The following is a 23462-nucleotide window of genomic DNA, read 5'->3' as shown; positions in this document are numbered from 1 at the left end:
AATGACCCAGCCATCCCCAATGCCGGTGCGCGCAATCCTCTTTAACGCGCTGCGCTTTGAGGCGGGCTGGATGCTGTGCGTCCTGGGTGGATCGTGGGTCGCAGCGGTTACGGGAGCAGTGCTGCTTGGCTGGCACTTCTGGCACTGGGCCAAGCCAGGCGAGTGGCGCTTTATTGCGCTATTTGCCCTGTTAGGGCTGGCACTGGATGGTGGGCTACACTTGGCGGGTGGTTTTGATTTTGGCGAGCAAACGCTTGTCGCAGGCCTGCTACCGCTGTGGCTGTGGATGCTGTGGCCGCTATTTGCCACTCTGGTGTTTCATTCACTCGTTTGGCTGTGGCGCTATCCGCTGGTCGCGGCGGCCTGCGGGGCCGTTAGCGGGCCGCTCTCTTACCTAGGGGGGGCGGCGCTGGCTAATGTTAGCCTAGCGCCATGGCTGCTGCCGGTGCAGGCAGTGATTTGGGCAGTGCTCTGCCTGGGCATTAGCCGCTATGCCCAGCGCATCGTGACGGCTGCTTAACTGGCACCCTCGGCTAAGGCCGCTGGAGCCCAACGCTGCTCGAGTTCGGCAGCAGGCAACGGCCTAGCAAAATAGAATCCCTGCACCACCGTACAGCCCGCTTTCACTAGAAACTGGCACTGTTCTTGTGTCTCAACGCCTTCCGCCACCACTTCTAACCCCATGCCTTCTGCCATGGCCAAGACGGCTGTCACAATCGCAGCGTCCGCTGGGTCATTGGGCAGTTCGCGGATAAAGGCTCGGTCCAGCTTTATCTTGTCTACCGGCAAGCGTTTCAAATAACCCAGCGATGAGTAGCCGGTGCCAAAGTCATCAATGGCAATGGCATAGCCAAGCTCACGCAGTGCCTGCAGGCGCGGCCCCATATCGCCCGCACGCTCATCCAACAGCACCGATTCGGTCAGCTCCAGGCCAATTTGCGACGGTTTCAGCCTGTAGCGCTCCAAGCAGGTAGCCAACTGAGTTTCCAAATCGCCTTGGAAGAGCTGTAGCGCTGAAATATTGATCCATACGGTAACTTTGGGCATGCCACTATTTTGCCAGTGCGCCTGCTGGGCGCAGGCCTTCTCAATCACCCAGCTACCCAGCTCAGACATCAAGCCGTGACGCTCAGCCAAGGGAATAAAGTCTCCCGGTGAAATCATGCCATCCAGAGGATGACGCCAGCGCAGCAGCGCTTCCATCCCCATCAGTTCACCGCTACCGGGGTGGTGCTGGGTTTGATAGTGCAGTTCAAGCTGGTCACCGGAAATCAGCGCAGCACGCAGATCGCTGACCAGCGCCAACTGTGGGTTGTCCTGCTTATCCAGCGCCGGGCGAAAGCGCTGGCTGTGGTTACGGCCCAGGCGCTTTGCGCTGTAAAGGGCTGACTCTAAACGCTGGAACAGCACGCCAGAGTCTCGACCGTCTTCTGGCGCGCGACAGCTGCCGATGGTCAGCCCTAAGCGCAGCGAATGCTCATTGATCTCAAAAGGGCTGCACATATGATCGCGCAGCGTCACGATCCATTTATCATGATCATCAAATGTGGTGGTACGAATCACTAAAAACTCATCGCCGCCAAGACGCCCTACCACGCTGCCCGCCATATAGCTGGTCAGCCGCTGGGCAAAACGCGCCAGCAGGCGGTCGCCCTGCTCAACGCCGAGACTATCGTTGACTGACTTCAGGCCATCGATATCAATCAGCGCCATATCAAGGCTCTCTCCGGCCCGCAGGTGGCGTAGGCGAGAGGACATTAAGTCATGCAGACGGCGACGATTAGGCAGGCCAGTGAGCGGGTCTTCATAGCCAATGCGGCGTAAATCACGCTCGCGGGCTTTCTGGGCAGAAATATCGGTGAACAGACTAATAAAGTGGGTAATCTTGCCGCGCTTATCCGTCACCGCACGTACTTTGAGCCACTCGGGGTACTCATCGCCGTGTTTACGGCGGTTCCACATTTCCCCTTCCCACCGGCCTGTCGCTTTTAGTGTGCTCCAAAAGCTCTGATAAAACGCTTTGTCATGACGCTGAGCCGCGAGGGTTTCAAGTTTACGGCCAATCATCTCCTGGCTTTCATAGCCGGTAATGTCGGTAAACGCCGGATTAACGGTCAGCACCCGGTTGTGCACATCGCTAATCACCATGGCATCTCCCGCCAGGCCTATAGCGTCCTGAGCAAGACGCAACCGCAGGCGCTGCTGTCGCACCTGGTTCCAGGCGTCCCACAGGCCACAAGCGACAAGACTCGCTGCTAGCGTGCGCAGAGCAGCATCAGGAATCCACACACACGCGGGCAACGCCAACAGCGCCATCCACACCAGCGGACGATTAAGAGAAACAGGCAGCCACATGGCGGTTCTTGTTGTCCTATCAGCAGTCACTAACAAAAAATAATCGATGGCGACATCATGCCGCCTAACCAAAAACTTGGATAGAGCATATTACGTCAATAGGTCGTTTATTGTGCGAATTCGCCACGGCGAAGGCCACAAGAGTGTCATTTTTATCATCAGCCATGTCCTAAACAGCGTTAGAAAACGACGATAAAACGCCTGCGGCGTGCATTCAGAGGTTTCGGGAAGTAGACTAGGCGCAACAACCATCTTGATACTCGGAACGACTCAGTGACCAAGCAACATTCCTTTGATCGCGAAGAACTGCTGGCCTGCTCACGCGGCGAGCTATTCGGCCCCGGTAACGCTCAGTTGCCAGCTCCTAACATGCTCATGCTTGACCGCATCATGCACATTCATGAAGAAGGCGGTGAGCATGGCAAGGGCGAACTGATCGCCGAGCTGGATATTACGCCTGACCTCTGGTTCTTTGATTGCCACTTCCCCGGTGACCCGGTGATGCCTGGCTGTCTGGGCTTAGACGCCATGTGGCAGCTGGTTGGCTTCTATCTAGGCTGGCTTGGTCATCCTGGCCGTGGCCGTGCGCTAGGCTGCGGCGAAGTGAAGTTTAGCGGCCAAATTCTGCCAGACGCGAAGAAAGTGACGTATCGCATTAATGTGAAACGCATTATCACGCGTCGGCTTATCCTGGGCATTGCCGACGGTACGGTTTCCGTCGACGGACGCGACATCTATCAGGCTAATGACCTGCGCGTTGGCCTATTCACCTCCACTGCGAATTTCTAATAGGAGGCTCCCATGCGACGAGTGGTAGTCACCGGCCTTGGCATCGTGTCCTGTTTAGGCAACGACCAGCAACAGGTCCTAGACGCGCTCAAAAGCGGGCGTAGCGGTATTCGTTTTAAGGAAGAGTACGCCGAGCGCGGCTTCCGTAGCCATGTGGCGGGTAGCGTTGATATCGATCTCGATGCGCTGATCGACCGCAAACTGCGCCGCTTCATGGGCGACGCAGCGGCCTACGCCTATGTCTCGATGGCTCAGGCCATTGAAGACGCAGGCCTAACGGAAGAGCAAGTCTCTAACGTACGTACGGGGCTGATTGCAGGCTCGGGGGGCGCCTCTAGTGCCAACCAAGTCGAGGCTGCTGATCTGATGCGTGAAAAAGGTCTGCGCCGTGTAGGCCCCTACCGCGTTACCCGCACCATGGGCAGCACGGTATCCGCCTGCTTAGCAACGCCGTTTAAAATTAAAGGCGTTAACTACTCTATCTCTTCTGCCTGCGCGACCTCTGCTCACTGCATTGGCAGCGCCATGGAGCAAATACAGCTAGGCAAGCAAGATGTGGTGTTTGCAGGCGGTGGCGAAGAGGAGCACTGGACACTGTCGTGCTTGTTCGACGCCATGGGCGCGCTCTCGACCCACTACAACGACACGCCTGACAAAGCTTCTCGCCCCTACGACCAGGCACGCGACGGTTTTGTCATCGCTGGCGGCGGCGGCATGCTGGTACTTGAAGAGCTGGAGCATGCCAAAGCCCGCGGCGCGAAAATTTACGGCGAGCTAGTCGGCTATGGGGCCACGTCAGACGGTCACGATATGGTCGCTCCGTCCGGCGAAGGCGCCATGCGCTGTATGCAACAAGCCATGGCCACGGTGCAGGGCGATATCGACTATATCAACACCCACGGCACCTCCACCCCCGTTGGCGATGTGGCTGAGCTAAAGGCCATTCGTGGCGTGTTTGGTAACTCAACGCCCGCTATGAGCTCGACTAAGTCATTGACCGGCCACTCCCTGGGCGCAACGGGCGTACAGGAAGCCATTTACTCTCTGTTGATGATGCAGCACAACTTTGTAGCGGCGTCTGCCAACATTGAGCACTTGGATGAGCAGGCTGATGGCTTTGATATCGTGAGCCAGCGTCGTGATGACGTCACCCTTGATCGCGTACTGTCTAATAGCTTTGGCTTTGGCGGCACCAACGCCTGTTTGGTTTTCCAGCGCTACAACGGCTGAGTCAATCCATAGCGAGTATAGACAAGCAGCACATAAGAACGGCGCCTTTCGGCGCCGTTCTTGTATAGCGTCAGACATATAGCCGATTAGCGAGAGGTCGGCCTTGGAACGTCTGAAATCTCCTGCAGCTGCCACTCTATCCAGGCCTCTACATCTGCTAACACCTCATCGGGCATGCGTCCTACTGTTTCGATAGGCGCCCCGATACGCACCCGCAGCACCCCAGGACGCTTGACCCAATGCCGCCCCGGCCAGCGCTCGCCTGCGTTATGTGCCACCGGTAGTACGGGCACACCGGCTCGGCACGCCACCACGCTACCGCTTTTGTTGTAGCGCTTACGTACGCCAGGATCGACGCGGGTACCTTCAGGGAAGATAAGCACCGATAGCCCAGTGCCTAAACGCTCAACGCCTTGAGTGAGTACCTGCTTCATTGCCCGTGCGGGCTTAGAACGGTCTAGGCTTATCGGGCGAAGCAGGCGCAACCCCCAGCCGAAGATCGGAATCCGCAGCAGCTCTTGCTTTAGCACAGTGCAAACCGGCGGCTTCATTACCTGCAAAAACACGGTTTCCCATTCACACTGATGGTTTGCCTGAATCACACAGGGGCCGTCGGGGATATTCTCTCGGCCTTGAATGTCGTAGCGCACGCCACAGGCAATGCGAAACCACACCATGAGAAAATAGTTATAGAGGTTTAACAGTCGATAGCGTGCTGCCAACGGCAGAAACGGAGCGATGGGCAAAAACAGGACGCCAATAAGCAGCATGGCGAAAAAATAACCCATGTAAAACAGCAGGCTGCGAACCACATTGATCAAACTGACTCTCCTGTCCCAGCATCTACACGCTGCTGTTCACGAGTTAAACACCACGCATCCAGCATACGCCCCACTTCTAGCCGCCATGGTTTTTGGTGAACGCCAAAAATGTCCAACACCCGACGGCAGTTTAATACCCGGCGCAACTTCGCATCATGGTGATGATTCAAAGCGTGAACGTCGCCCAGGGTGATCTTTTCGCCGCGCCCTTCCAGGTGTGTTGCCAGCTGCGTACGCACCATAGAGGTAAAGGTGAACGCGCTAACCGGCTCGGTGCCCGCCAGATGGTACGCTCCCCAGGCATCTGCTCCGCACACCTGCTGCTGCAGCATGCCAATCAGCGCCATCGCCACCGAGTCTGCAGAGGTGGGGCAAAACACCACGTCTTCTGCGGCGCGTACGGCCTGGCCTGCGACAAAGCTATCGATCATCTCACTTAACCAAGCATGGCTGCCTTCCAGCGCAAACAGCGGGCCTAAGCGGACAATCAGGTGGCGATGATATTCGGCGCGAATGCGGTCACCGGTTTGCACCAGACGGCGCAAGCATTCATCGCGGGGCGCTGGCACCACATGCTCATCGATGGGGATATCAAACCCCTCTTCGTAGAGCTGATCAGACACGCACCACACCAACGCCACACCTTGGGTTTGGCAAGCATCCACACAGCGATCAACCGCATCCGCATGGGCTTTCACCTCGGCGGGCGTCATGCTGAGCGGGTGTGCCAGCGGTGGAATAATCACCGCATCGGGCGCTATCGCCTGCAACTGGCTCGGCGAAACAGCAAGGCCTTGCTCAATGACGAGTTCGGTATCCGTGCGCCGGCTCGCCTCCCGGGCGAGTGCTAAGCTTAAGCAGTGCCCGGCATCCAGTATCAGCAGCTTCAAGTCAGACCCTCTCCCTCAACCCAAAAACGTGGCGGCGACGGTGCTAGGCCGCGATAAACATGTGTGAAACACGCTTGAAAAGGTACCGATCAGAACGGGATCTCGTCGTCGAAATCGTCGAAATTGCCCGGATCCGGCGCACCGTAACTGCTATTTTGGTGATTGGGTGCAGGCTGCTGATGCTGAGGAGCCGGCGGCTGTTGCTGGGCAGGCTGAGCTCCGCGCTGAGGCGCGCCACCTTGGGGCGGGTAGCCGCCGCCACCTTGCTGGGGCGCGCCTTGGCCGTAGTTTTGCTGTGCAGGCGCTTGCTGGGCCGGCGGCTGCTGGGCATAGCCACCTTGAGGTGCACCGCCACCCTGGAAGTCTCCACTGCGACCGTCCAGCATCTGCATATCATTGGCGACAATTTCAGTGCTGTAACGATCTTGGCCATTCTGATCCTGCCACTTACGGGTCTGCAGGCGGCCTTCAATATAGACTTTGGAGCCTTTCTTCAGATACTGCTGAGCAATTTCTGCGGTTTTATTGAACAGCACAATGCGGTGCCATTCCGTGCGCTCCTGGCGCTGGCCGCTTTGACGATCCATCCAGGTGTCAGAGGTGGCCAGATTCAGGTTAGCCACGGCGGTACCGGAGGGAGTAAAGCGTACTTCTGGATCTTGGCCTAGGTTGCCAATCAAAATAACTTTGTTAATACCGCGCGCCATAAGGTCGCTCCTCGTCATCATTCATCGTATAGATTAGCGGTTCACTCACTCTCTTTAACAGCATAGAAGTCTGTTAAAGACTAGTCAGCGGTCAGTCTTAAGTTCGTGGCGGCGACATCAATCTCGCTAGCGCCGCTTGGTCCAGTGCCTCGCGGTTGACTTTCAAGTAAACCAAGCGCTCTTCGGGCACGACCATTACATCTTCCACGCCTACGACGTCGGCCAGATGCTCCATGAGTAAATTCATCGCATCAGGCTGGGTATCGTGCAGCGCCATCACTTCACTGGAGAGCGGTGGTGGAGACCGCATGCGCCACATGGCCATCCACCACCCCAGCGCCAGCACGGCGCAGCCTATAAATACGGCGTTTAGCCCCCAGAAATTGGCTAACAAGCCGCCCAGGGTGCCGCCCAAAAACGCGCCTAAAAACTGGCTGGTTGAGTACACCCCCATGGCGGTGCCTTTAGCACCCGCCGGGGCCAGCTTACTGAGCATGGAAGGCAGCGTCGCCTCCAGCAAATTAAATCCGGTAAAGAACACAAATAGCCATACAAACAGCCAGTGGCCCTGAGAAAGAGGCAGCCCGAGGCTGGCAAGGCTGAGCGCAATCGCGCCAATCGCCAGCAGGCACATGAGCTTCATACGCTGTCGCTTCTCGGCAACGATCACCAGCGGCACCATGGCCACAAAGGAGAGCGCCATAATGCCCAGGTAAGCCAAGCCATGGTACTCCACCGCCACGCCTGCATTGAGCAAACGGAAAGGAATGGCGACAAAAATAGCCATTAACACGAGGTGTAGCGCAAAGATCGACAGATCAAGCCGCCATAAATCGGGCCGCGTAATGACACTTTTAAACTGCTGCCGATCAAGCCCGACATCTCGGTGCCGTAACCGACGCGGCGCAGGCGGCACCCAGCGCCACAGTACAAGCAGCCCCACCAAGGTCAACAGCGCCGTAAACCAGAACACGCCAGAAAGCCCCGCCCAGGCCGCCAGCCAAGGGCCCAGCACCATCGCAATCGCAAACGAGACGCCAATCGACAGACCAATGGTCGCCATGGCAGCCGTACGTACTTGCTCGCGGGTTTGGTCCGCCAGCAGTGCCATGATGGCCGCCGCTACCGCACCGCCGCCCTGGAGGGCGCGTCCAAAAATAACCCCACCAATGGTGTCTGCCATGGCCGCCACCACACTCCCTGCGGCAAAAATCAGCAGCCCCATCGCAATCACACGCTTACGCCCAATGCGATCAGACAGCAGGCCGAACGGAATCTGCAGCATCGCTTGGGTTAAGCCATACACTCCTAACGCCACCCCTATTAATAGCGGTGTAGCCCCTGCCAAGGTGTCAGCGTAAAGCGCGAGCACCGGCAGAACCATGAACAGCCCCAGCATACGAGACGCATAAAGGCCGGCCAAGCCGCTGATTGCACGGCGTTCAGCGGCCAGCAGCAGTGCAGAAACCTTGCGCATAATGCCCTTGTGTATGGTGGATGGGCCGGAACGGCCTGAGATAACCGCCCATTCTAGCGCTTTGTCACCACGCTGGAAACGCCAAGCGCAGCGTGGAAAGCTGAGACAGTTTTGCCGGGAGCGGGAGTGCAAACGTATAATCCCTCTTTTACCGCGCGATTCGAGGTGTTGATGGACAGCATTCTGGTCAGGGGTGCCCGCACCCACAACCTCAAGCAGATCGATGTGGAACTGCCCCGTGACAAGCTGATTGTAATTACCGGGCTGTCTGGCTCCGGCAAGTCATCGCTGGCGTTTGACACGCTCTACGCCGAGGGGCAACGCCGCTATGTGGAGTCGCTCTCTACCTATGCGCGCCAGTTCCTATCCATGATGGAGAAGCCCGATGTGGATCACATCGAAGGGCTCTCTCCCGCTATCTCCATCGAGCAGAAGTCCACCTCTCACAACCCGCGCTCAACGGTGGGCACGATTACCGAGATTTATGACTACCTGCGCCTGCTGTTTGCCCGCGCAGGCACGCCCCGCTGCCCGGAACACGGCGAAGACCTGGAAGCGCAGACTATTTCGCAGATGGTCGATCAGGTGATGAACCTTGCCGAGGGCACTAAGCTGATGCTGCTGGCCCCGGTGGTAAAAGGCCGTAAAGGGGAGCATTTACAGCTGCTGAGCGAGCTGCGCGCCCAAGGCTTTGTGCGAGTACTGATTGATGGTCAAGTGCTTGAGTTAGACGATATTGCACCGCTGGATAAGCGTAAGAAGCACGATATCAGCGTGGTAGTGGACCGCTTCAAAGTGCGTGACGATATTGCCCAGCGGCTGGCAGAGTCGTTTGAGACCGCGCTGAATCTGGCCGACGGCACCGCCATGATTCACTTTATGGAGGGTGAGCAGGAAGACCTCGCCTTTTCATCGCGCTTTGCCTGCCCAGTATGCGGCTACTCGCTCTCGGAGCTTGAGCCACGCATGTTCTCTTTTAACAACCCTGCAGGCGCCTGCCCTACCTGCGATGGCCTCGGTGTTCAGCAATACTTCGATCCCGACAAGCTGATTAGCCACCCAGAACTATCCCTCGCGGAAGGCGTCATTAAAGGCTGGGATCGGCGCAACATTTACTACTTCACCCAGCTGCAGGCGCTTGCCAAGCACTATCGATTTGAGCTGGAGACACCCTGGCTTGAGCTGGCTCGCCACGAGCGCGAGATCATCCTCAACGGCAGCGGCAACGAGCAAATTCCGTTTGTTTACGTAGGCGATCGCGGTCGCAAAGTCACCCGGGAGCACGCCTTTGAAGGCGTGCTGCCCAATATGCAGCGCCGCTACCGGGAAACCGAATCCAATATGGTGCGCGACGATCTCGCCAAATATATTGCGGTTCAGCCTTGCACCACGTGCAGCGGCTCACGGCTGCGTAAAGAGTCACGCCATGTTTATGTGGATGACCGTAACATTGCCGATATGGTCCGCCTTCCGATAGGCGAAGCACAGCGCTACTTTGCAGAGCTGGCACTGCCGGGCCGTAAAGGTGAAATTGCCGACAAGATCGTCAATGAGATCCATGCCCGCCTGGAGTTCTTGGTCAACGTGGGCCTAGACTACCTGAACCTAGAGCGCAGCGCCGATACGCTATCCGGCGGTGAGGCGCAGCGTATTCGTCTCGCCAGCCAAATTGGCGCCGGGTTGGTGGGGGTGATGTACATCTTGGACGAGCCCTCCATCGGCTTGCACCAGCGGGACAACGACCGCTTGTTGAAAACCCTGGAGCGCCTGCGCGACCTGGGCAACACCGTGATTGTAGTGGAGCACGACGAAGACGCGATTCGCGCCGCGGACCACGTGCTGGATATCGGCCCCGGCGCGGGGGTTCATGGCGGTGAAATCGTCGCTCAGGGCACGCCCCAGCAAGTGATGGATAACCCCAACTCGCTCACCGGCCAGTACCTTTCCGGCACCCGAGAAATTGCCGTACCGCCCTACCGCATTCCCGGCAATCCGGAAAAGCAGCTGGTGGTGCGCGGTGCGACAGGCAACAACCTGCAGAACGTTACACTTAGCCTACCGCTGGGGCTGTTTATTGCCGTCACCGGCGTATCTGGCTCGGGTAAATCGACGCTGATTAACGGCACGCTGATGCCGATTGCCGCCCGTGAGCTGAACCGTGCTACCACGCTCACCCCGGCACCCTATGAAAAGGTAGAGGGCCTTGATCAGCTCGATAAAGTGATTGATATCGACCAGAGCCCCATTGGCCGTACGCCGCGCTCCAATCCGGCCACTTATACCGGCATTTTCACCCCGATCCGTGAGCTGTTTGCGGGCACCCAAGAAGCGCGCTCACGGGGCTATAAGCCGGGCCGTTTCAGCTTTAACGTGAAAGGCGGCCGCTGTGAGGCGTGTCAGGGCGAGGGTATGATCAAGGTAGAGATGCACTTTCTGCCGGATATCTACGTACCTTGCGATGTGTGTAAGGGCAAACGCTACAATCGTGAAACATTAGATATTCACTATAAAGGCAAGACTATCCACGAAGTGCTGGAAATGACCGTGGAAGACGCGCTGGCGTTCTTTAGCCCGGTGCCGGCCATTGCCCGCCGCCTGCAAACGCTGATGGATGTAGGGCTGTCTTATATTCGCCTGGGGCAAAGCGCCACGACGCTGTCGGGTGGTGAAGCTCAGCGGGTAAAACTGGCCCGTGAGCTTGCCAAACGCGATACCGGCAAAACGCTGTATATTCTCGACGAGCCTACCACCGGCTTGCACTTTGAGGATATTCGCCAGCTGCTGACAGTGCTCCACCGCCTGCGCGACCACGGCAATACCATCGTGGTGATTGAGCACAACCTGGATGTCATCAAAACAGCCGACTGGCTCATTGATCTTGGACCAGAAGGGGGCTCTGGCGGCGGGCAAATTATTGCTGAAGGCACGCCAGAGCAGATCGCTAAGCAGAGCGTTTCACATACCGGACGCTTTCTGGCTCCCCTCCTTGAGCGGGGTAACCGCGCGACCTCTAAGGCTTAACCCCTGGTTTCCCGGCACGCCAGTGCCGGGAACATGAAAAGAGTAAGCGAGGCCCGGCATCCCTGCTTATAGTAGGTAGCAGTGACGTTTAACAATGGTGAATACCGTTGAGGAGAAGGACGCTGTGGAACAGGACAAGAGCTGCATTATTCGCCACTTTAGCCACTACTGCACGCTGACGGACGATGAAAAACAGCTGCTCAGCTCGCTAGAGGAGAGCCCCACCGAGATTAAATCAGGCTCGCTCCTATGGGAGATGGGCTCGCCCGCCAACGAGTTTTGCACGCTGCGCAGCGGCTGGGCTTACTCCTACCGCCACCTTGAAAACGGTGACCGGCAGATTCTAGAAGTGTTTCTTCCTGGCGATATCATTGGCCTAAGGGAGTTTGCTTTTTCTCAGCGACTTGAAAATGTGCGCATGATTACCGATGGGGTAGTCTGTCACTTTCCCCATAAGCGCATGCTGGAGCTATTTCGCCAGTCGCTGCCGCTCACATCGGTCATGTTTGCGATCGGCAGCCGCCAGCAGGCACTGCTCACCGAGCGCTTGGTCAATTTGGCACGGCGCAGCGCCCGGCAAAAAATGGCGCACTTTCTCCATGAAATGTACCTACGCCTGCGCCAAACCAACGACGACATTAGCGGGCAGTTCCGCCTGCCGCTTTCCCAAGAGCAACTGGCGGATATCTTAGGCCTAAGCCCTGTGCATGTGAGCCGCACCTTTAGCGCGCTCAGCGAAGATGGATTAGTCTTCCGTGACCGCCACCATCTCTCTATCCCAGACCTTGAGGCGCTGGCCACGGAAGGGGAATTTGACGACTGCTACCTGACCGATAACGTCAGGCCGCTACTCAACGACTGATGCTCGCCCCTAGCCACATTTTGACCAGCCGCACCCGGCATAACAGGTCGGGCAGCCATCCATCATGATCAAATCCCCCCGGCACTCTGGGCAAGTGCCTACCGTGGCGGGGCCACTGCTTGTTTCACCCAACGCGGCAGATGCCGTGTTGGCAGCGTCTTCAGCCACTGGAGGCTCCTCCGGCTGCCAAGCATGACCATGCTGCATACGATGCGCATAGCGAGCAACCAGCGTTTCCACCGGCACTTGGTTACCCTCCTGGTCTAAAAAACCACGACGATAAAGAATCTGCTGGATCGACCAAGCAATCGCCGCCACTTCAGAATCGTGAAACATGGGCTTATTCCAGCGATTCATGCCGCAACGTACTAAGCCTTTATCCCACGCTACCTTACGTAAATCGGCCACGGCCTGAGTGACATAGCCACCGCGTGCCGCCAACGACAGGCTGCGCATAGTGGCGGTAATCCACTGGTGCTCGCTGGAGAGCTGGCCGGAGGGGAAGAAAAACTCCACCGGGCGCTCAATCACCACTCGCTGGCCGCCAATGACACCTTCCACGGGCATAAACGAGACCAGCAGGTAGACTTTTTTGCGCCCTTCAGCCCCGACATAGGAAATTTTTTCCGACACCGCCTCCAGAGTGCCTTCCGGGCGCGACGGTATGCGTACCGTCAGCGGGTCCTCTTCCTGAAGCTCTAGAGCAGGGGCTGGCTGCCCTTGCTGTTTGATCCGGTAACCGACAATTTTCGAGGTAATTTCTACCGCCATAACGTTCTCTCCCAGGTCTTTAGACAGTTCATCAAGCCAGCGCTTGGGTTTACCACTTGCCGTAGGTGCCCTCTTTCAAGGCATCAAACAGGTTGGCGGCATTGTGCTCTTCACCGTCGTAAAGCACCTTTTCATCACCGGTTAGCTCAAGGGTTTCACCGTTTTCAAGCTCAAAGACGTAGGTGGTGTTTTTCAGGTCATCCTCACGCACCAGCACGCCCTGGAAGGCCTCTGGATTGAAACGGAAGGTAGTGCAGCCTTTTAAACGGCTCTCGTATGCCTGCAAGTAGAGGTCTTGGAACTGCTCGAACGGGAAATCGGTCGGCACGTTCACCGTTTTAGAGATCGCGGAGTCCACCCATTGCTGAGCTGCCGCCTGCACCGCTACGTGTTGCTCAGGAGCCACAGAGTCAGCGGTAATAAAGTAATCCGGCAGGTCGCTTTCTACCGCATTCGCCGCGATAAAGTGGCGATAAGCGGCGAGTTCAAACGACACCACCTCCACCTGCTCTTTAGTTTTCTTGCCCGATTGGATGATATTGCGGAAGTAGCGATGTGAGAATGACGGTTCAATGCCATTGGAGGCGTTATTACCCATGGAAAGCGATATGGTACCCGTGGGTGCAATCGAACTGTGGTGGGTAAAGCGTGCGCCGTGTTCAGCAAGCTGTGCCACCAGCTCCGGCTCAAGCTCAGCCACTTTCGCCATGTATTGGCTGTAGCGGGCGTGAAGAATGCGGCCCGGCACTTTGTCGCCCACTTCATAGCCGTCGCTGGCGAGCTGAGGGCGCTCACGCATCATTTTGGGCGTAATGGTGTGCTCCTCTTCAAGCACAGGCGCCATCCCCTTCTCTTTTGAAAGCTCCAACGCCTGCTTCCACCCTTCCAGGGCCAAATGACGACTGACTTCTTCAGTGAACGTCAGCGACGCCTGGGAGCCGTAAGGAATTTTCAGCATGGTGAGCGTCGAACCCAGCCCCAAAAAGCCCATGCCGTGGCGGCGTTTGGCTTCAATTTCACGCTGCTGCTGGGGGAGCGGCAGGCCCGCAATTTCCACCACGTTGTCGAGCATGCGGGTGAAAATTGCTACAACTTTGCGGTAGCGCTCCCAGTCGAAGCGCGGCTCGGCGCTAAACGGCTCGATCACAAACTTCGTCAGGTTGATAGACCCTAACAGGCACGCGCCTTCCGGCGGCAGCGGCTGCTCGCCGCAGGGGTTAGTGGCGCGGATATCCTCGCAGAACCAGTTGTTGTTCATGCGATTAACCTGGTCAATCAGAATAAAGCCCGGCTCGGCGTAGTCGTAGGTAGAGGCCATGATCGTATCCCACAGCTCACGGGCCTTAATCACCTCGACAATCCGACAGGCCACGCGCCCTTCGACGTCCACCGTGTAGCCCTCTTCTACCACCGGCCAGTCGCGGTAAATCACATCCTCGGCGCTCACATCCTCTTTCTCACCAGGATGCAGTGGGAAGGCCAGCGGCCAATCGGTATTGTTTTTCACCGCCTCCATAAACTCGTCGGTGATGAGTAGGCTCAGGTTGAACTGACGCAGCCGCCCGGCTTCGCGCTTGGCTTGGATGAACTCCCGCACATCAGGATGGCCCACATCGAAGGTGCCCATTTGAGCACCGCGACGGCCTCCGGCAGACGCCACGGTAAAACACATCTTGTCGTAGATATCCATAAACGCCAGCGGGCCATTGGTGCCTGCTCCTGCGCCAAATACAAAGGCACCTTTATGGCGCAGGGTCGAGAAGTCGTAGCCAATCCCGGCACCCGACTTCAGCGTCATACCCGCATCGACCACAGAGTCGAGGATATCGCGCATGGAGTCGCGGATAGTGCGCGAAACGGTGCAGTTAATCAGGCTGACGGCTGGCTTATAGGCATCAGCACCGGCATTGGACAAAATCCGCCCAGCGGGGATAGCACCATTTTCCAGCGCCCAGCGAAACTTAGGCAGCCATTCATCGGCTTTTGTACCCTCCACGGCGGCTAAGGCACGGGCGACGCGCTCAAAGGTCGCCCCAATATCGTGATCCACCGGTTGGCCATGGCGATCTTTTAAGCGGTATTTTGCATCCCAGATATCCCTGGACGGTGCCTGCATAGGGACCTCATCGGATGTTTTTATCGCCTTGGCTGCGGTGTTCATGACAAACAACTCCTTCACTAGGGATCAGTAGCGCTTGAAAACGGGCCGATTATACGGCGCATCGCAAGGGAGTATAGCCCCGACTTTCTACTACATGGGCTGCTTTTTGAAAGTAAAAACACTAGATATAGGAAAATCAGCATCTTACCCTTTTGCTTATTCCCAACACGCTATAGGCTTAGGGTTTTCGATGACGATACGACCTATGAGCCGCACTAGCCCACGCCCGTTCGCCCCCTTTGCCGTTACCGCCCTGCTGCTTGCTAGCCCGGGACTGACGCAAGCAGCGTCCTTTAATGTGACGTCCACCGATACCCATGAGCACTGGCAGTCGATGGCGCTCAGCCTTGGCGACGAACGCCACTTTCGCGCAGTGGAGACCCACAGCTACTCTGACGCCACGCTGAGCTTGAACGCCACTCAGGGAGTATGTGATTTACCGTGGTTGGAAATGCGCGTCACGCTTGAGCAGCAGCAGGGCGAGAGCCGTGCGGTGAATCTGGTGCCTACTCGGCTGCGAATTGATGAACAGCCGATTATCGACACCATGGCAGAGTTCATTACTGAGCGAGGTGATGATGGCTTCTACGCGCATTTCTACTTAAGCGATATGGAACAGCTGATCGAGGAGATGCAGTCGGGGGAACAGCTCTTTCTTGGCTTTGATCAAAACGAGCAGGAGCCGTGGTACATGACCTTCAGCTTGGAGGGGGCTGGCGACGCCATTACACGCATGCAAGCACTGTGCAGCGGCACGGCCGCCGAGGCGGCCAGCACGCCTTAAAGGACACCCTCTGCGGCAATTTCTACCCGGTTTCGCCCGCTACGCTTGGCCCGGTACATGGCAACGTCCGCACGAGCCATTAGCGTCTTGCAGCTGTCACCTGGTTGCCAGATAGCGACCCCGATACTCACCGTGATCGGCTGATCAAGGCCGTTCACATGCAGGGTCGCCACCAGGCTACGTAAGCGCTCCGCAAGCCCTACAGCGGCTTCCATATCAGAGTGCGTTGCCAATACCACGAACTCCTCGCCGCCCCAGCGGCCCAGGTGGTCGCAGCCACGCAGCGATGTCTCGACTAAGCGGGCCAGCGATACCAGCACGTCATCGCCCACGCTATGCCCGTGGGTATCGTTAATCTGTTTGAAGTGATCCACATCAAACAGCAGCAGCGCAAAGGCAGCGCCATAGCGCTTAGCAGCGACTAACTCCGCATCAATCGCCTGCTCAATGCGGTAGCGGTTCCATACTTGGGTCAGTGGATCAAAGTGCGCCAGCTGCTCTAGGCGCTGGTTAGCATCCGCAAGAGCCTTGCGCTCCCGCTCCAGATGCATATTAAGCGTGCTGATTTCGTAGGCTGAAATGGCCAGGGTCAGATCCTCCCCCAGGTCCATCACCGCGAGCCGTTCGACCCGCTGCCACGCTTCGCTTTTGCCGACCACCTCTTCGCACCAAGCGGCAGACGGCGACACCATAACAGAAGGCAGCGGAGCAGACGTGGGCTGCATCGCCCAGTACAGGGTTTCTACCTGTTCAGGACGAAAGAACATCAGCCAGCCACGCTGGGCAGGGTTCATCGGCAGCGGTACGGCCAGAATACCGCACTGATCTGGCATACTCAGCGATGCCGTGAGGGGGTCGCTGGCCACACCACGGGTACACCACGGGCCACTATGCCGATGGGCTTTTTCAAGCCGTTTTACAAATTGGCAAACAACGGGGGAAGTGGGCGTGTTGCCACTGGCAGAGACGCTGCCCTGCAGCCACAGCGCTACGCCGTGGGCACGAAAAAGCGCGCACCACGTCTCGGCTTGCTCGTTCAGAAGATGGGCGGGGCTTTGCGGCTCGGTACGTGCATTGGCAGAGAGCACCAAGCTATCTTGCACCCGCTGCAAGTAGCGCGCTTCCTGCCGTGCCCGCAGTAGCAACAGCCGCTGAGTCGCCATCTGTACTAGCGTGCGTACCGCATCACGCACAGGCGGCGCGACCGGATGAGGCGAGGCAGAGTGGCAAAATAGCAGCCCCCAAAGCCCGGTATCCCCCTGCATGGCAATACTAAACGCACCGCGCACACCTAGCCGCTGCAGATAACGCTGCCGTGCCGGTGCTGGGGCACGTAAAAAGCAGTGACGTAGGTCGACCTCCACCCCCGGCCTGTACATCAGCGGTTTTTCAGCAGGCGCATTCACGTCATAAATCAGCCGTACGGGATGGCGCTCATAGGCGCGCCGCAGGGTGACGGGGAAATCGCTAGCGGGAAAACGCTGGCCTAACAGCGCTGGCAGGTGCCCACCTTGCGCTTCTGCCACAATTAAGCCGTGCCAATCACTATCAAAATGACACACCGAAACACGGTCGTGCCCCGTCAGCGCCTGAACTGCCGTTACCAGATAGTCCAGCAGCTCTTCTTGATGGGTCGCTTCTGCTAAGCGCATGAGCCGCTCGTTGACCGTCCCCAGCAAGCGTCGCTTACCCAGCGGATTGAGCGGCTCAATCTCAACGATGACATGACGCTCATTGCGGTACGCGTGTAGCTGAAAACGTGTCAGCGTGTGGGGAAGACTAAAGGCCAGCGGGCTGGCTAGCCGCTGCTGACCTTGCAGCTCATGACGTAACCGCTGGATTAAGCGCTTGCCCAACACACTGCCCGGCGTGAGCGAGTGGCCATCGGTATCCGCCATGCCCAGCAGTTTGGTCAGATGGGGACTGGCCGCTTGAATATGCCTACTCTCGGCATCGAGCGCCATAACGGCGCCAAACGATTGAAGTAGCGAGTGGTGCTTCGACACGAAGGTAGCCTCGAGATATGTCTTTACCCCTCGACCTGCTGCCGTAGCAACAGTTCAACGCGCCGGTTGGCTGCTCGCCCTTCCGAGGTAGCGTTACTTTCCATGGGTTGGGTGTCGGCATAGCCAACCGCCCGCATACGTGAAATGGCAATGCCTTGCCGCTCTAATTGGCGCACGACCGCAATGGCACGCCCTACCGAGAGTTCCCAGTTCGATGGAAACCGTGCCGTCGCAATGGGCATATTATCGGTATGGCCTTCAACGGAAATTTGGCCATCAAAGGTCTCTAGTACTGAGGAGAGTCGTTCTAACACAACTTGCCCCTGGGGCGTTAGCACATCGTTCCCGCTGGGAAACAAAAGGCTATCATCGATGCGCAGCGTCACGCCCTCTTGCCCCTGGGAGACGCTGACACCGGGGATATCCAGCCTCGCCATGTGCGGCTGCAAGCCATCGTGACGGGGGTGAATACCGGTCGCTAAGCTGGCCAGTGGCAATGAGGTTGCCGCGCTGGCCACTCCCATCGCGTCGCTGGCACGGCCTTCACCATCGCCTGAGGGGGTCAGCGCTAACAGCAGCACAAACAGCGTAATCAGCAGTGTGAGGACATCCAAGTAGCTGGTTAACCAGCTTTCATCGCTCTCGATGGCGGCAGCGGGCAGCTCGAGGGCATGACGTGAATCCCGATCCAGCATGGCGCTACCCTTTTAGTGCAGAGCCAACATCAGGCCGCGGCTTCACGCGGTCATCGCGAATTTCATCGTGATAGTTGGCCACAAAGGAGTTCAGCGTCTCTTCAATAAACGAGGGCAGACGGCGCTTGGTAATTAGTGAGATGCCTTCGAGCACCATGTTCATGGTAATCAGTCGCTCTTCGGTACGCCGCTCCAGCTTGACCGCAATCGGCTTAAAGACCAGATTAGCCAGCAAAATGCCGTAGAACGTGGTCAAGAGCGCCACCGCCATTCGCGGCCCGATCACCTGCAGGTCGCCTGCATCCATCACTTCCAACATGTTGACGAGCCCCACAAGCGTGCCAATCATGCCAAAGGCCGGCGCATAGGTTGCCATGGTGCGAAAAATCTGTGCTTCCGCATGCTCGCGGGCTTTCAGTCGCGCAATGCGCCAGCGCAGCATGTCAAAAATTTCATCCTCTTTGGTGTTGGCGATCACCAATTGGATACCGGTGCGCAAAAACGGATTGCGGGTATGCTCAAGCTCGCGCTCGACCGCACGTACATCGCCTTTGAACCACAGCCGAGACATGGAGACCAGCTCGTTGATGTCGTCACGTACGTAGGTGTTTTCGCGGCGAAACACCAACCCCACCAAACGTACAACGCGCAGCACTTCTTTAAGCGGATAGCTGATAAATGTCGCCGCGAGGGTGCCCGTGATGACGATGGCGAGCCCGGGTAAATTAATAAAGCTTTCGGGCGACTCAGCGGTAAAGAACAGCACGCTTACCAGCAGCAACATGCTGGCGAAGATACCGATCAGCGTAGATGGGTTCATCAACGGCTCCTTGCCGGTTGTGGATAGTTAATCAACGGATTAATCGTGTTCATGCAAACGGGCACGCAGACGGCTAACGGCCTGGCTGTGCAGTTGAGATACCCGTGACTCGGTGACGCCTAACACAGCACCTACTTCTTTTAAGTTCATCTCTTCTTGGTAATACAAGGCCATGAGCAACTTTTCACGCTCGGGCAGTGCCTCAATGGCTTCGATCAACGTTTGCCGCTGCTGGGCATCCAGTAGCTGGTCAAAGAGGCGATTACCCGCGTCTTCTCCAGCGGGCTCACCACCATCAGCCACCAGCTCTTCAAACGGCAACAGCTGGCCGCTGTTGGTATCGTTAAGCAACTGCTGATACTCATTCAGCGGCATTTCCAACTCACGTGCTACCTCGCCCTCTTCTGGCGGGCGCCCGAATCGTTGCTCCAAACGCCGTACCGCATCATCCACCGCCCGTGCGGAGCGACGCACGCTGCGGGGTAACCAGTCACGGGTACGCAGCTCATCCATCATGGCGCCACGAATCCGCTGACTCGCAAAGGTGGCAAACGTTGCGCCCTGAGCGGCATCAAAGCGGCCAAGCGCTTCCAGCAGCCCCACCATTCCTGCCTGGATCAGATCATCAAGTTCAATACTCGCGGGCAACCTTACCTGCAGCGTTAAGGCCTGACGTCTCACCAGTGGCATGTATTGCGTTAACAGCTCACTCTGTTTGATCCTGCCTTGTGCTGTATACATCCTCGTGCCTCGCGGCTAAACGACCTTTACTGATAGTTCACTATCACCTGTAACCCCTGTACGCGCACCGGGCGTTGGCCAGGCGACAGCGCAAACCGAAAGTGCAGCGGCGCGTTCGCCAACATTCCTTCCAGGGCCGTGGTACTTCCACGCATCCCCGACAGTGCCACACAGCGCTCAGGATGACACAGCCATGCGTTGACGGGGGTGCTGGGCGGTGACTCAAAACGCCATTGAATTCGCGATAGCGTCGCATGATTAAGCGCAACGCCGGCGGGTGGCGAGATCGCCTGGCTGTTGCTGGTACGGTCACTCATTGCCACCATGACTCCTGGTACTTGGCTACTCCAACTGCCTGGAGCCGCCTGTACGCCAAGCGCTGTCATGGCAATACTCAGCGCGAAAGTGACGCGAGCCGCCCTTTTTACTGTCAGCAACTTTACGATTTTTATCAACGTCTGTAAGGCAAACGGCATCATACGTTGGTACCTATGTGCATTATTCTCCCTTGCTGACAGCTAAGCACCGATAGCTAGCGCGCCAGCAGCAGGAGCTCAATGTCTAAATAGTGGCCGGCGGCATCGCGCAAGTTCTCGAGCAGACCCTGACGCGGTAGATGTGGCTCGTGTAGGGCCAGCAGCCGTTTAGGGCCGCCGTTTTCTTTCACTTGGCGCAGTACGCGATACATGGTGGCAAAGGCATCGGCATCGCTACTAACCCACAGCGCCCAACGGGCATGCTTTTTCGCCAGCGTGGCCAGCGAAGGCGTGTCTGCAATGACGACCTGAATTTTCCAATCCTGAGGGTCTCCGGCCCACTGGCGACCCAATGCAGACCACTGCCCCAAGCGCCCGCGCACTTTATCCTCCTGGGCAGTCCCCGTATGAGGCAGCCCAACCACCACCAGCGGCGTTTGTGGACGCGGTGGTGTCACTGTGGCGGGCTCAGCGGCGGACGCAACCGTCGGTGCCATCGCTTCTTGCGTATACGCCGCCGCGTCATCCGCAGTGACAGCGGCAGCCGGGGCTACCTCGTCACTAGCTGCGTCTTGGCCGCCTTCATCTGTATCCCGCTGCTGGCGCTGTAAATCGGCCCATTTACGCAGGCCCGCCGCCTGATCCTGGCCACTCATATCACGCCCTCGCGGCTAACGCTGCCTAACTGGCGAATGGCATCGCGGGCCATCAGCACATGCACCAAGGCATCAAGCAGCGCTGTATCACGCCGTTTACGCGGAGTGCCCAGCAGGCGCAACAGATCTGCCCGCAGCGCTTGCGCTGTTTCATCATCGGCAGTATCTAAATGCCCGGCCACCGCGGCTGCGCCGCTGGCCATCAAAAGGCGCAGCTCGCTACTGACATCGCCACCGTCGGCCTCTTTTAGCTGTTGCCAAGCGCGCTTGGTTAACGCTGACAGCCCGTCACTCTGTAACTGCGTCACTAGCAGCGTTATGACATCGCTGCCTAGGCGGGCGGGCGTCAGCCAGTAGCGGCGCACTACCCGTTTCGACGTTTCGGGGTCAAGAACATCACCCACCCAGGCCAGTACCGCGTTACCCGAGGTGTCCTGGGCTTCAACGTAGGCCGTGGATAGCTGCACGCTCTGACCACGAAAGCGCACTTTAACGCTATGGGTCAACGTGCTTTCTTGAAACAGCGTGCGCAAGGTATGACGCTCGCCTTGACAGTGTACGCGCTGGCTGGCGGACACCGCGCTGACCCAGGTCAGGTGTTGATCCGTTAACCAGGAAACCGCGTCAGGTTCAGGCAGCGCGGGCAGTAAATGCACGGCGATATCCGCCGAGCAGCGCGCTAAGCGTGGCTGCCATCCTGCTGGCTGGCGATGCTGCAAACGCGTCAGCGCCAGCCACGCGCCCTGGTCATTGAGTGCAACATCTGGCATTGACCAATCGCAGCCGCGTTCATTGCGCCGGGGCGACCACACCATGCCCATCGCGTCATGGGTGGCGTCAGCTCCGGTTAACAGCTCATCAAGGCGCTGATCTTGAACAACGCTGGGTAACGCGGCGATATCCCAAGCGGCTTCTAAACGGTAAAAATCAGCAACCCGCTGACGTAGACGAGTTAACACAGACGAGAGCCTGCGCCCTTGGCCTAAGACATCTCGTGACCAGCGTGGCAAACTCACCGGCGCAGGGACAGGGCGCTCACTGCTTGAAGCACTTGCCGAGAGCGACTGATCAATCAACGCCTGCGGCGTAGCAACCGCCATATCTTCCGGCACCTGTTGTCCATAGGAGCCAAACAGCACACGCATGCCGTGGCGCATGACAATATCCAGTACAGGGGCAAGCCGCCCGGCTTCATCCTGTTTGGTAATAATGCAGTCATCTAGCTCTGCGCCAGCGGCACGGGCCGCTTGGCGGTAGCGCAGCACCACCTCTTCGAGCGTTTCCGGCTGGCTGGCGGCGTTGAGTAGCAGCACCAAACGCACGGTTGACTGGCCGCCCTGCAAATGGGCGATTTGTTCAATCACCCGCTGATCCCGCTGGCTCATGCCCACAGTATCAATGATGACCCACTGTTTACCCTGCAGCCGACCCACCAGCTCATCAACGGGCTGCTCGATATCCAGCGCGTACATAGGTGTATCCAGCAGACGTGCGTAAATACGCAGCTGCTCATGGGCACCAATCCGGAAGCTATCGGTCGTCACCAGCGCCACCGGGCGCGTGCCGTGGCGCATGACAAAGCGTGCGGCTAGCTTGGCCGTCGTGGTGGTTTTCCCCACGCCGGTAGGCCCCACCAGCGCCACGATGCCCGTTTGATCAAAGAAGCTATCTTCGTGCTGTAGCACCTTCAAACGCGCCATCAGCTGTTCGCGCAGCCACGTCATCGCAGCGTCACTCTTCCCTTCCAGCGTCATTAGCGAATCGGGTAGCGCTTCTAAGACTTCGCTGCCTAGCTCCGCGCTAAAACCGACCCGTGCCAGCAGTTGCTGACAATACTCATAGGTGGTTTGGGTGCCGCGCTGGGGCTCAGCGACGGGCTGTCGGCGAGAGAGCAGTTCGCGCATATCCTGCATTTCCCGCAGCAGTCGCTCGCTCATGGCTTCTAAAGGGTCAGGCTGTTTAGGAAGCGCAAACGCAGGCGCTGAGACAGGCGTCTCGCTAGGTGGCTCGACCGGCACCGGCGCTGTGGGCGATGGATCGAATTGATCGACGGCATCGTCAGCCATGGCGAGAATTTCTACGCCGCCTTCGGTGCGGCGGTTGGCAACGATCAGTGCATCGTCACCCAACACTTCGCGCACTTGGCGCATTACGTCGCGGCTATTTGCTCCGACAAAACGTCTAACGCTCATGTTTCACC

Annotated in this window: 20 protein-coding genes; 6 read left to right on the top strand and 14 right to left on the bottom strand. The window is 57.8% G+C overall.

The genetic code is table 11. The annotated features are described in order from the left end of the window. Position 1: 1 nt before the first annotated feature. Complete coding sequence (locus tag R0J87_RS08780; RefSeq protein ID WP_498885630.1) at positions 2-520, top strand: DUF2878 family protein; 519 nt, start codon at positions 2-4, stop codon at positions 518-520. Here R0J87_RS08780 and R0J87_RS08775 read toward each other — a convergent pair. After that, positions 517-2355 (bottom strand): putative bifunctional diguanylate cyclase/phosphodiesterase, encoded by a 1839-nt coding sequence (locus tag R0J87_RS08775; protein ID WP_498885628.1) that lies wholly within the window; start codon positions 2353-2355, stop codon positions 517-519. The genes R0J87_RS08780 and R0J87_RS08775 overlap by 4 nt on opposite strands. 273 nt (positions 2356-2628) lie before the next feature. On the opposite strand from R0J87_RS08775, the gene fabA reads away from it, so the two are divergent. Both fabA and fabB read left to right on the top strand, forming a co-directional pair. Beyond that, positions 2629-3144 carry a 3-hydroxyacyl-[acyl-carrier-protein] dehydratase FabA gene (fabA, locus tag R0J87_RS08770; RefSeq protein ID WP_498885627.1) on the top strand — a complete coding sequence of 172 codons (516 nt, stop codon included), beginning with the start codon at positions 2629-2631 and terminating at the stop codon, positions 3142-3144. 12 nt (positions 3145-3156) lie between these two features. Beyond that, on the top strand, positions 3157-4374 hold the full coding sequence (fabB, locus tag R0J87_RS08765; RefSeq protein WP_404344493.1) for a beta-ketoacyl-ACP synthase I: 1218 nt from the start codon (positions 3157-3159) through the stop codon (positions 4372-4374). Between the two features lie 86 nt (positions 4375-4460). Here fabB and R0J87_RS08760 read toward each other — a convergent pair whose 3' ends face one another. The 4 genes from R0J87_RS08760 to R0J87_RS08745 form a co-directional block, all read right to left on the bottom strand. Beyond that, positions 4461-5195, bottom strand: a complete 735-nt coding sequence (locus R0J87_RS08760) for a lysophospholipid acyltransferase family protein (protein ID WP_498885625.1) — start codon at positions 5193-5195, stop codon at positions 4461-4463. After that, positions 5192-6085, bottom strand: a complete 894-nt coding sequence (locus tag R0J87_RS08755) for a sugar nucleotide-binding protein (protein WP_498885623.1) — start codon at positions 6083-6085, stop codon at positions 5192-5194. The genes R0J87_RS08760 and R0J87_RS08755 overlap by 4 nt, the downstream gene beginning before the upstream one ends. Positions 6086-6174: 89 nt before the next feature. Next, positions 6175-6792: a single-stranded DNA-binding protein gene (gene ssb, locus R0J87_RS08750; RefSeq protein ID WP_404344490.1), complete on the bottom strand. Its 618-nt coding sequence runs from the start codon at positions 6790-6792 to the stop codon at positions 6175-6177. Between the two features lie 97 nt (positions 6793-6889). Further along, positions 6890-8269, bottom strand: a complete 1380-nt coding sequence (locus tag R0J87_RS08745) for an MFS transporter (RefSeq protein WP_498885621.1) — start codon at positions 8267-8269, stop codon at positions 6890-6892. A 171-nt stretch (positions 8270-8440) separates the two neighbouring features. Between R0J87_RS08745 and uvrA the strand changes: the two genes are divergently transcribed. Further along, a complete protein-coding gene (gene uvrA / locus R0J87_RS08740; protein WP_498885692.1) occupies positions 8441-11290 on the top strand; it encodes an excinuclease ABC subunit UvrA in 2850 nt (949 codons plus the stop codon). A gap of 124 nt (positions 11291-11414) precedes the next feature. Beyond that, positions 11415-12152, top strand: coding sequence for a Crp/Fnr family transcriptional regulator (locus R0J87_RS08735; RefSeq protein WP_404344488.1), 738 nt, complete (start codon positions 11415-11417; stop codon positions 12150-12152). Positions 12153-12161: 9 nt separating this feature from the next. On the opposite strand, the gene R0J87_RS08730 is transcribed toward R0J87_RS08735, so the two are convergent. Further along, the gene (locus R0J87_RS08730) at positions 12162-12923 is read right to left on the bottom strand and encodes a ribonucleoside-diphosphate reductase (RefSeq protein WP_498885618.1); all 762 of its coding nucleotides are present in this window, start codon (positions 12921-12923) and stop codon (positions 12162-12164) included. 49 nt (positions 12924-12972) lie between these two features. Continuing rightward, entirely contained in the window at positions 12973-15084 is a 2112-nt protein-coding gene (locus R0J87_RS08725; protein ID WP_498885616.1) for an adenosylcobalamin-dependent ribonucleoside-diphosphate reductase, read from the bottom strand. Positions 15085-15289: 205 nt separating this feature from the next. On the opposite strand from R0J87_RS08725, the gene R0J87_RS08720 reads away from it, so the two are divergent. Further along, on the top strand, positions 15290-15868 hold the full coding sequence (locus R0J87_RS08720) for a hypothetical protein (protein WP_498885614.1): 579 nt from the start codon (positions 15290-15292) through the stop codon (positions 15866-15868). Here R0J87_RS08720 and R0J87_RS08715 read toward each other — a convergent pair. From R0J87_RS08715 to flhF, 7 genes are all read right to left on the bottom strand, one after another. After that, the gene (locus R0J87_RS08715) at positions 15865-17874 is read right to left on the bottom strand and encodes a sensor domain-containing diguanylate cyclase (RefSeq protein WP_498885612.1); all 2010 of its coding nucleotides are present in this window, start codon (positions 17872-17874) and stop codon (positions 15865-15867) included. The genes R0J87_RS08720 and R0J87_RS08715 overlap by 4 nt on opposite strands. Positions 17875-17897: 23 nt before the next feature. Beyond that, on the bottom strand, positions 17898-18569 hold the full coding sequence (locus tag R0J87_RS08710) for an OmpA/MotB family protein (RefSeq protein ID WP_498885610.1): 672 nt from the start codon (positions 18567-18569) through the stop codon (positions 17898-17900). 4 nt (positions 18570-18573) lie between these two features. After that, a complete protein-coding gene (locus R0J87_RS08705; protein ID WP_311065930.1) occupies positions 18574-19389 on the bottom strand; it encodes a motility protein A in 816 nt (271 codons plus the stop codon). Positions 19390-19428: 39 nt separating this feature from the next. After that, on the bottom strand, positions 19429-20130 hold the full coding sequence (locus R0J87_RS08700) for an RNA polymerase sigma factor FliA (protein WP_404344482.1): 702 nt from the start codon (positions 20128-20130) through the stop codon (positions 19429-19431). A gap of 26 nt (positions 20131-20156) precedes the next feature. Then, positions 20157-20516, bottom strand: coding sequence for a flagellar protein FlhE (locus R0J87_RS08695; protein ID WP_404464765.1), 360 nt, complete (start codon positions 20514-20516; stop codon positions 20157-20159). A 146-nt stretch (positions 20517-20662) separates the two neighbouring features. Then, the gene (locus R0J87_RS08690) at positions 20663-21262 is read right to left on the bottom strand and encodes a hypothetical protein (protein ID WP_498885608.1); all 600 of its coding nucleotides are present in this window, start codon (positions 21260-21262) and stop codon (positions 20663-20665) included. Beyond that, positions 21259-23454: a flagellar biosynthesis GTPase FlhF gene (gene flhF, locus R0J87_RS08685; protein WP_498885606.1), complete on the bottom strand. Its 2196-nt coding sequence runs from the start codon at positions 23452-23454 to the stop codon at positions 21259-21261. Before flhF ends, R0J87_RS08690 begins: the two co-directional genes overlap by 4 nt. Positions 23455-23462 lie beyond the last annotated feature (8 nt).

Origin of the sequence: Halomonas sp. SIMBA_159, assembly GCF_046536035.1 — a bacterium.
Classification (GTDB): Bacteria; Pseudomonadota; Gammaproteobacteria; order Pseudomonadales; family Halomonadaceae; genus Vreelandella; species Vreelandella venusta_A.
This window is presented reverse-complemented; position numbering and strand designations above follow the sequence as displayed.